This is a genomic window from Mesorhizobium sp. M1E.F.Ca.ET.041.01.1.1 (genome assembly GCF_003997355.1).
Lineage (GTDB): Bacteria > Pseudomonadota > Alphaproteobacteria > Rhizobiales > Rhizobiaceae > Mesorhizobium.
The window spans coordinates 1-5050 of sequence record NZ_RZSL01000459.1; the positions used below are offsets into that span (position 1 = coordinate 1).

The 5050-nt window shown below is 56.9% G+C and carries 5 protein-coding genes and 1 pseudogene; 4 read left to right on the top strand and 2 right to left on the bottom strand.

Annotation, left to right across the window (positions count from 1 at the left end; all coding sequences use genetic code 11):
- Positions 1-319 (bottom strand): annotated as a pseudogene (locus tag EOA38_RS27705) (hypothetical protein); the annotation flags it as partial.
- Positions 320-450: 131 nt separating this feature from the next.
- Between EOA38_RS27705 and EOA38_RS39380 the strand changes: the two are divergent.
- A complete protein-coding gene (locus tag EOA38_RS39380; protein WP_189434950.1) occupies positions 451-603 on the top strand; it encodes a hypothetical protein in 153 nt (50 codons plus the stop codon).
- A gap of 93 nt (positions 604-696) precedes the next feature.
- On the opposite strand, the gene EOA38_RS27710 is transcribed toward EOA38_RS39380, so the two are convergent.
- Positions 697-993, bottom strand: a complete 297-nt coding sequence (locus EOA38_RS27710) for a hypothetical protein (protein WP_245480931.1) — start codon at positions 991-993, stop codon at positions 697-699.
- A 630-nt stretch (positions 994-1623) separates the two neighbouring features.
- On the opposite strand from EOA38_RS27710, the gene repA reads away from it, so the two are divergent.
- The 3 genes from repA to repC all read left to right on the top strand — a co-directional run.
- On the top strand, positions 1624-2838 hold the full coding sequence (gene repA / locus EOA38_RS27715) for a plasmid partitioning protein RepA (protein WP_127300716.1): 1215 nt from the start codon (positions 1624-1626) through the stop codon (positions 2836-2838).
- Between the two features lie 17 nt (positions 2839-2855).
- A complete protein-coding gene (gene repB, locus EOA38_RS27720; RefSeq protein WP_189434952.1) occupies positions 2856-3935 on the top strand; it encodes a plasmid partitioning protein RepB in 1080 nt (359 codons plus the stop codon).
- 158 nt (positions 3936-4093) lie between these two features.
- A partial coding sequence (gene repC / locus EOA38_RS27725; protein WP_127300719.1) for a plasmid replication protein RepC occupies positions 4094-5050 on the top strand: 957 nt, incomplete at its 3' end.

Genomic DNA, 5050 nt, shown 5'->3' on the forward strand with positions numbered 1-5050 from the left:
CACGGTCGCAACTGGGGCCGGTCGTCAACGCTCTAAGCGCGTTCCCGGAAAAGGCGAGGCAACGCGTGGCCCGCACGACTGGCCGCGCCATCCGACAAATTCCGGGTTCAGCTTCTCCAGCCTCTCCCTTGTGCGAGCGGCCGCCGGCGGCAAGCGCGTTTGCCTGACCTGGCGAGCGACCCGCGCCATCGCGCAGCTGATGATCATGTCCGACTACGAGGCGTCGGCTGCCGATGTCGAGAATGTCACGCGGCTTGGCTGCCGATCCACGGTAGTAGGCCTTATTGGCGATGATCTCGGGAATGGTCTCGATCAGCACGATGCCTTCCCTCAACTTCACGCATCTGGGAGGGGGGCGGCGTCAGCGCTCCACCAACGATGAAGTCGATCTCGCCAACATTCTCGAATGTAAATTTCTGAAACCAAAGCCCAATCACTCTGATAATCCGGTTGCACCAGATCAAGACGCAGGCGGCTTCTGTACGGGTCGATGAAGCCGAGCAGTTGAGGGTTATCGAGGAAAACATCGATGTCATGGCTTTCACGATGACCGATCTTGATCTCATCGCCGTGCCGCCGCCAAACGACCATTCGAAGTCGTAGCCGCCGGCATTCTCCCGCAGCTGTCAATCAGATCGACGGCGATGCGAAAAAGCCGCCGCCATTCGGGAGGGCGCCGGCGATCCTGTTCGGCCATCACGCAGCGAGCAGATAGCTCTCGCCGGACCAAGCGGAGAATGCAGCGGCGAAGGCTTTCAGTTCGGGGTCGAGATGCGATGCACCACAGCGAACTCGACCTGCAACGCGGGGGGACTTCACCGAGAAGGCGCTGACATGACCGGGATGCTGCTTGGCCAAATCGAGAACTGCTAGGCAATGCGTCAGCGCCGCGTCGCCGAGCTGCACGCTGTAGGGCCGGCTCACGGTCATTAGGACGGATGCCAAATGCTTGCCCATGATGCCGTAAAGGTAGTCTTTTCGGGTTGATGACACAAGTTGCCACCTCCTTCGCCGTCGAGAATTGCGCGACCTCATCAAAGGATCGGGTATCCTAATCCTCTGTGGCTGAAGATCCGCCCTCGAGAACGCATTCTCAGGCCCTCTAATGCATGCAAAATCGGGGCAAATCGGCTTGCGCGGCTCTGTCGCATCGGGCGCCCGCCTCCCCTACCGAGGCTCCTGCGCAATCTCGACGCCAGCGGTAGTGCTTCTGGACCATTTGGCGTGCTCAGTCAGCCACCTGATCAAGACGATCGAGGACTTCACAGCCAAGAATGCCCCATGTCCGACCACTTCGGGGTCCGATCGACACCACGGCTGCCAGGCATGTTCTTGCTGCTGGTCATCGGTGCTGTGAGTAGCTTAAGCGTGTGCCGACCTCCGAATGTATCCAGGCCGTAATCGTCGTGACGCTTCCCATCGGCGCATTCCTGATAGAAAACCCGGGTGCGCTCCCGGGTATCGGCGGCGCAGCTGCCAATGAGTTTACGGCCGTAAACGAAGATCGGAGCAATGCGTTAAGCTTTCGTTAACTTTAAAGTCCTTGCAAGATCCAGAGAATCGGGCCTAAGTGCGATAAATGAGCTAATGCAGAGGAATATTCGCACTTACAGGTTTCAGCTTATGAATATCGCATTCGACGCCAATAAGCCTCTTCTGGATTTTGATCAGCTGATCCTGAAGCAGGGTGCGGCGCTTTCCAGCCGCCTTGAAAAGCATCGTCTTGACAACTTTCCTCCAGACGCGGTGAAAACGCTTCGGCAGTTCCAGTTGTCCGAAGTCGCCTCCTACCTCGGAATTAGCGCTGGCTATCTCAAAAACTTATCATTGAACGGCAAAGGGCCACAACCGACTGTGACACCAACCGGGCGCCGCTCCTACACCGCCAAGCAGATGCTCGAAATGCGTCATTACCTCGATCAGAAAGGGCGGTCGGATTCTCGCATGTATGTTCCCCACCGTAAGGATGGTGAACACCTACAGATTGTAGCTGTCGTCAATTTCAAGGGTGGCAGCGGTAAGACTACCACTACTGCACATCTTGCCCAGCATCTTGCGTTGACTGGCCATCGGGTTCTTGCAATCGATCTCGATCCGCAAGCGTCTCTCACCGCATTGCACGGTATCCAGCCTGAACTGGATCAATTCCCGTCGCTCTACGAAGCCATCCGGTACGATGAACATAAGAAGCCGATTAGCGCGCTGATCCGGAGAACCAATTTTCCCGGTCTCGACATTATTCCGGCAAACCTCGAACTACAGGAATTTGAATACGATACTCCGCTGATCCTCGCCGAAAAAGGTACCCGGGACATGGGGCGGCTGTTTTTCACTCGTCTCGATGCAGCTCTCTCCGAGGTCGGAGACAAATTCGATGTCGTCGTCCTGGACTGCCCTCCCCAGCTTGGCTACCTGACCCTCACCGCCCTATCCTCAGCGACGGCGGTACTTGTAACGGTCCACCCGCAGATGCTGGACGTCATGTCGATGTGTCAGTTCCTGCTAATGCTTGGGGAAATACTCGATCCCATCAAACGCGGCGGTGGCAACATGAGCCTCGACTGGATGCGCTATCTGGTAACCCGATACGAACCTGGCGACATCCCGCAGTCACAGATGGTTCATTTCATGCGGTCGCTGTTCGGAGGTTTTGTACTCACCAGCGAGATGGTGAAATCCACCGCAATCTCTGACGCAGGCATCACGAAGCAGACCCTCTACGAGGTCGAGAGAGGTCAACTCACCCGGTCAACGTTTGATCGTGCCATGGAATCCCTGCATTCCGTGAACGGGGAACTGATTTCGTTGATCCACAGAGCTTGGGGGAGGGCAAGCTGATGGCTAGGAAGGGCATCATGGCAGGCCTGTTGGATGAGGGCGCCGATGACAAGTTTACGCCCGTAAACTCATTCGGGAACAAGGCGCCTAATGAGCAGAACAGGGGCAGCGCCTCGCAGCTTACCGCCGCAAACTCGATGGCTTCCAACCCGACTACATCTGCCGGAGCTCCCGGACGCCGCGGCGCTTTCGGGATGATGAGCCGGGCCGCCGACGAGATGGCCGCCAAGGTTGCAGCTGCCGAGGAAATCAAGAAGCAGCTACTGTCCGGCACACAGATCATCAAACTGGACCCAGACCAGTTGGAAGCCTCGTTCGTCGTCGATCGCCTTGATGACGATGACGATTCAAGTCTACAGGAACTGATCCAGGCCATTGGCGAAAGGGGCCAGGACAGCCCGATCCTGGTACGGCCTATACCAGGTTCCGAAGGTCGCTTTCAGATCGTTTTCGGGCATCGTCGAGCCAAGGCCGCAAAAGCGCTCGGCATCAAAGTGAATGCAGCAGTCAAGCAACTCTCCGATCAGGAACACGTGATCGCTCAAGGGCAGGAAAACACTGCTCGTGCCGATCTCTCATTCATTGAGCGGGCGCTGTTCGCAAGGAAATTGGCCGAACAGTTTGACAACGCGACAATCATGTCCTCGCTGGCGATCAATAAGACCGTTTTGTCCAAACTGCAGTCTGTAACCACCAACATACCGGAAGCCGTAATCTACCAGATCGGAGCTGCGAGGGGAGTTGGTAGAGACAGGTGGTACGATCTATCCATCCTCCTCAAGAGCAGCAATGTCGATGGCCTCGAACATCTGCTGGGGCAGGGCAAGTTCAAGAAAGCCAGTTCCAACGACCGCTTTCTGATGGTCTTCAATCTCGCGAAGAAGGCCAACAAGACAGCCTCGACGAAGAAGCTTAAGGCACCAGCTGCCAACCGCTGGGCTCCTAAAGACAAATCAGTCAGCATCATCACCAAATCACGTTCCAAGGATTTCTCGCTCGTGCTCACGGAAAGGGAGGCGAAGCCCTTTGGCGAGTGGATTTCAAGCAATCTGGGCGAGCTCTACGAAGCGTTCAGAAAGTCGAAACAGGAGAACTGAAACCGCAAAAGAAAAAGGCCCCCGAACGTCACCGTCGCGGAAGCCCTTCTCAACCATAAGCAAGCTGAGAATCACATTTTCGCGAATCAGTGTCAAGAGTTTTAAGCGTCGATTCGGCGGTCGGATTTCTTTTTGCCTAATTGAAGGCGAAGGAAGAAATGGAGACGGGTATTGCAACGACGCCCTTTGGGCGGCGGCCGATGTCGCTTGCCATGCTGGCAGCGCAAAACGATTCACGTGAAATCCCCAAGGGCAGGGTCGTCGACAAGTGGCAGATCTATCGCAACCTCTGCGAAGGCAAGAGCATCGTCGGCATCGGCGATCGTGCTCTGGCCGTCCTGAATGCGTTGCTATCTTTCTATCCTGACAGCGACTTAAGCGAGGACAACGACCTCATCGTCTTTCCCTCAAACGCACAGCTGTCGCTCAGGGCGCACGGAATGCCCGAGCCCACGGTCAGGCGGCACCTGGCGGCTCTTGTTGATAGCGGACTGATCACCCGTCGGGATAGCCCGAACGGCAAGCGTTACGCCCGCAAGGGCCGGGGAGGGGAGATCGAGGAAGCCTTTGGCTTCTCCCTGGCGCCGTTGCTGGCCCGTGCTTACGAGTTCGAGGCGGCGGCCGAGCGTGTTCGCGCCGACAACAGGGCGCTCAAGCTTATGCGCGAGCGGATCACCTTGCACCGCCGCGACATCCACAAGCTCATCGAGGCGGCCGCCAACGAAGGTGTCCCGGGCGACTGGGGAGGCCTGTGGAAGCGTTTCCGCGGCGTTGTGGAGGCCATTCCGCGCCGCGCCGGCATTGCCGAGCTCGAGCCTATCGTTGCCGATCTGGCCGCACTACATGACGAAGTGGATAAGCTGCTGGAAATTCACATTAAATCCACGAATCCGAGCGGCAATGACTCACGAAACGAGCGGCAGCAATCTAATTCAAATACCGACTCTATTTTTGAATTTGAACCTGCTTTAGAGAAAAGCGGGGCGGCGGCCGAGCCAAGACGGGCAGCCGCCGAGAAGCCGAAAGGCTATCCGATCGGACTTGTGCTGAAAGCCTGCCCCGAAATTGCGGACTACGCCGTCGATGGCATCGGCAATTGGCGCGATCTCATGATC

Coding starts and splice junctions, on each gene's coding strand:
- repA (WP_127300716.1), top strand. CDS start 1,624: ATGAATATCGCATTCGACGCCAATAAGCCTCTTCTGGATTTTGATCAG.
- repB (WP_189434952.1), top strand. CDS start 2,856: ATGGCAGGCCTGTTGGATGAGGGCGCCGATGACAAGTTTACGCCCGTA.